The organism is Halonotius sp. F2-221B, assembly GCF_046719765.1.
GTDB lineage: Archaea > Halobacteriota > Halobacteria > Halobacteriales > Haloferacaceae > Halonotius.
Window position 1 is genome coordinate 1 of the sequence record NZ_JABEBY010000034.1, and the last position, 4,327, is coordinate 4,327.

At 40.6% G+C, this 4,327-nt stretch carries 3 protein-coding genes and 1 pseudogene; 2 read left to right on the top strand and 2 right to left on the bottom strand.

The genetic code is table 11. The annotated features are described in order from the left end of the window. Positions 1–182: 182 nt before the first annotated feature. Positions 183–674, bottom strand: coding sequence for a hypothetical protein (locus HKK80_RS14890; RefSeq protein ID WP_411800370.1), 492 nt, complete (start codon positions 672–674; stop codon positions 183–185). A 128-nt stretch (positions 675–802) separates the two neighbouring features. Here HKK80_RS14890 and HKK80_RS14895 point away from each other — a divergent pair, with 128 nt between their 5' ends. After that, entirely contained in the window at positions 803–2,626 is a 1,824-nt protein-coding gene (locus HKK80_RS14895) for a transposase (protein WP_411800371.1), read from the top strand. 54 nt (positions 2,627–2,680) lie between these two features. After that, the gene (locus tag HKK80_RS14900) at positions 2,681–3,415 is read left to right on the top strand and encodes a hypothetical protein (protein WP_411800372.1); all 735 of its coding nucleotides are present in this window, start codon (positions 2,681–2,683) and stop codon (positions 3,413–3,415) included. Between the two features lie 94 nt (positions 3,416–3,509). On the opposite strand, the pseudogene HKK80_RS14905 reads toward HKK80_RS14900, so the two are convergent. After that, a pseudogene (locus tag HKK80_RS14905) lies at positions 3,510–3,918 on the bottom strand (ISH3 family transposase); the annotation flags it as partial. Positions 3,919–4,327 lie beyond the last annotated feature (409 nt).

Sequence of the window (4,327 nt, forward strand, 5' to 3'; positions counted from 1 at the left end):
TCTCGTATCGGCATCCTCACCATGTCAGACTGCGATCTTGCTGCTACCGTTATCAGGAGAACGGACAACTAGCGACAGTACGGGCTACACCCTGAGTACTACCAAAGTTGTGAATGAATCGATAGAGAATCAATGCGAGTGACTCGGTTCTTAATCCGATATATACACAGAAATCACATCAGTTACACAAATAAAATATTTTTCACGTTTTCTTCTGACAGTTCCTCGTCAGCTTTTGTGCCAGTGACTTGTAGCAACACTGGGCTCAGTAGGCTCTTAATATTCTCTTGATATTTGTAGAGTTGTTCCACTGCTGTCTTTTCACTCTCCGGTCTTAGGTTGATCTCTACTACTCTGACCTGATTTTGACTATCATGCGGTGACGTACGAACACTGATTTCAGATAGCTCTGGATGAATGAACTCATTTTTCTGTGCATTATAGTTGCCAAGCAAGTATTGTTCTCCTTTTTTATTTATCTGATACACACCATTACCGAGCGAATCTAATAATTCGTTATCTGCAATCTCGCGCAACCGGTTTGAAACATGTTGTTTAGATATGTGGATATAATCACTATTAGCTATTCTTGTGGGTGATCCAGAGTCATTTTCTACAATATATTCCAGTATTCTATCATCCCAGATCGACATCCAGTCACCTGATTTTCGCATATCTATACATAGATTACTCAGTACATTAAAATTCAGACTATATCACTGTATGAGATAGAGTCTAACAAATCTACCACCGTAAAATATATTTGCTAGAGGCTATAATACAATATACGCTCAACCAATTAATGTCAATACCGAATGACATCATATCAGGAGAAGATGATATCCGCACTACTGGTGTGCGAGCTAAGAAGATCGAGCCAAATGTTGATGTTCCGTTAAATATAGACCAGAAACAATCAATCAATCTAGTTTATAATATCGATAGCCTAAAAGATACAGCACAAATTGAACGAGTAGCTGGCGATTGTATTGAAATTGAATATCCTGTTACAGATGTCTCTGAGTTCGATTATTTACCGTTGATTGAATCACAATTCGCGGGTCATAATGCAGCTGATATGGATGATGAGTCCATAGACAAATCCATTTGTCAGTTGATCCCATATTGGCTGGATCAAGAAGGAGTCCAACTGCCCGATGATAAGAAAGACGCTGCCCGTGTAAAGACATTAATACTTAAACAAGTAAGAGGACTCAAATCCGACGAAAAAATACTTAATTATTTAAGAGACAAGCAGTATTTAAACCAGTTGTTCGGATCTATGGCAAACAGTATTGATGTTAGTGCAAGTACATACTCCGCTGTCAGGGATCAATATGGGATGGATAGACGATCAGTCCGAAATGCTATCCGTCGGTTACGCCACATGCTATACCGGAACGGGGTTCGCTTAGAACAACCTCCTACTGCTGGGTATAATATAGGTCAAGCGATACCCATGGGGATGAAGTTATCTGATCAGCTGAGATCCCGAGCTCTCATTAATTGGTGCGATTTGCTGCTTGAACACTTAACCACAGGCATATCATTCGGCAGGTCTGGATTCAAATACAGTGTCCGAGAGATCATAGCTGCCATAGCAAATATAACAATTGAAAAAAATACCCGAAAAAAACAAAGGCTTGCTCGATTGGAATACCGTGACAATATAATAACCCTTGGACAAATACATAATATAATAAATAAGAACATCACTAAAGACAATTTTCTGAGATCAAAACAAGAACTCGAACATATTGCAACGGAATTACATAGGAATCTATTCAAATTTGCTGCTGATGAGTTGGGATTTTTTTCAGATTCTCTTGATATAGCTATTGATCCGACGGTGATATCGCTTGAGGAATATATGGATTATGAGGAAGTACCAGGAGCGATGGGGGATGTTCCGGCTGAGGGTGATGGTGTATTTAAATTTGCAACAGGGGTATCTTTTTCACCGATGTCACGATTCTCTATGGGAGTTAATCTTGTAACAGATAAATCAGAATTGACAAACATTTATCGTCGAATGATGCTCGTACTGGAAGAATTTACCAATATTGGATGGATACTTGCAGATCGGGAGTTTGATCATCCCGAAGCTATCGAACTAGCCCGAACTAAAGCAGTAGACACATGGATTATTCGGCTGAGAAAACACCACAACTTAATTGACAAAAAAGAATATAGAAAACTAAAAGAAAATGGGAAAGCAACACTTTCTTTTGGTAATCTTGGTTTCAATGCTTTCTGGACGGATATCTCCAATTCAGATTTTTCATGGGTCTTTCAGAGTGAGGAGCAGGATGACGAACTAATCCTGATGAGTGGGCAACCGCTTAATGAAACAAATATATCACAGCTTAATAAAATATATCCAAAAAGATGGTCTGCTGAGTCGCACATCCGACAGCTTAAAAATGAATTCTTGCCGGAAATACCGGGTGAATATGCATTTGACTATCTGTTTTTTCTAAATATAGCTTCTATATTTTATAATATCCATAAAATTATTGGCCAATCAGTCTCTCCAACGTATGGACTTCCACTCCAACCGACATATTATGAGACTCTATGGGGTATAGTCAATTCGACATTTCAGTGTCGTTGTTGTGGAGAGTAATATAAAATATTTATATAAATGAAAGTTTATTTAACCCCCACTTCGTTTCGTCGAATGATTCGGCCTCTCACATTATATCCAGAGAACACTCGATCCGATGATAAAGAGCCAAAAATGAAGTGGGTGATAAGTGATGGTATACGAATATTTGGATATAAGCAGCCCGACTACCAGACTAGACTCACCGATATAAGACTGAATAAAAATAGCGTATCTGTGCTGAATAATGGCTATCCTGACTTTCGGACTGAGGTACCCACAACTACAGGCATAGGTACCGTTACCGATGGAGATGAAATGGCAATTGCAACTGAACCGGAACAGGATGATATAATAGTATCATCTGATGATTTTAGTTACAATATTGAAAAAAGTTGGGGAGCAAAAAATATGTATATTAATAAACGATATCTTCCAATGGATGAAATTAAAATGAGCGGTTCGATATTAAAAAATAAGTTACAAAAGTGTGTTTACATTGCCCCGAGTGGGCCACTCAGATTAAAAATTAGAAATAATCTGGTAGAATTTGTTTCAAAGAAAGATCTTGAGAAGGCTTCTCTTGAGATTACTGATCAAGTGACTATCCATTCAAAGGATGAAAACAAAGAATACTCATACAATATGAATTTACTTTCCGAAGTACTCCCAAAGTTCCCTAACAATCAAATAGATATATTTGTTAACGATGATCTTATTCGACTCCGCTACGAGCTTAAGAATAATCTTGGTCATGTAAATTACTACCAACAAGGTCGGGTCAATGCTACACAAACGAGTCGATACTAGCCTCAGTCGATCACATTGCACTAACCAGAGCTTGGAGCTGACAAGGATATCAACCGGATAGATACCGATTCAATTCGTCCACTGGACGATTCAGAGTTGTTCTTCGTTTGGCCTCAGAGGAGTAGAGATGGGCTGTCTCGTCTTCGTTCCCGTAGTAGGGATCGAGGTGGAGGTCGTCGCCGACCTCCACCGGTCGATTCGGAAGAATCTCGATGAGCTCCCGCTGAAGGAGCGTGTTTCCCGCGAGTTCGAGTGTTTCGAGGTCAAACTGATCGGTGAGATACTCACGAACAGTGTTATCGTGCGGTGAGTCGTCAGTGGTCTCGCAGATATGTGTGATTGAGATTCCGTCAGCGCATGCGCCGACGAGAACCTTGTAAAGCCCTGCTGTCGTTAATCTACCTCCTCACCGAGGTCAAGCGGAAGTGTATCCTCGAGCCGGTTAACGACAAAATTAACAGGTGCTGTTCTTCTAATTCACTGTCTGCTTGGGGTTGTTGCACACCTCTTCCAAGCAGCCCCGACTTCTGACCCGATGTGATCGACTGAGCCTGAGTGTCCCGGAACCGCTCTTGGGTAGAAATCATCAGCGTGCCATGGAATACGCTACACACTCGTATTCTGGCGACATTGAGCCAGTATATTTGATCTCCAAGCCATCGTTTGGAGTATAACCGTCCCAATCTCATTTCAATGAACCAGCCATGAGATCTTTTCTATGACACGCTTATCATTGGTGGAGTCCAATCTTGCGATTTGCGTGTCTGTTGTCTCAGTATTTACACTCTCAGAACGGTAGAGTACGCAAACAGATTTTGAGAATCGAAAAAATCCTCGCTCATCTGTAGCGATGAGTACTTCTTTTGTGAACGGAGCTCGTAACTGGTCTCAAGATGGTCAGCAGAGAGAGCG

What these genes read in the sequence shown, in the direction of transcription:
- HKK80_RS14890 (WP_411800370.1), bottom strand. Translation starts at nt 674, where the DNA reads ATGCGAAAATCAGGTGACTGGATGTCGATCTGGGATGATAGAATACTG.
- HKK80_RS14895 (WP_411800371.1), top strand. Translation starts at nt 803, where the DNA reads ATGTCAATACCGAATGACATCATATCAGGAGAAGATGATATCCGCACT.
- HKK80_RS14900 (WP_411800372.1), top strand. Translation starts at nt 2,681, where the DNA reads ATGATTCGGCCTCTCACATTATATCCAGAGAACACTCGATCCGATGAT.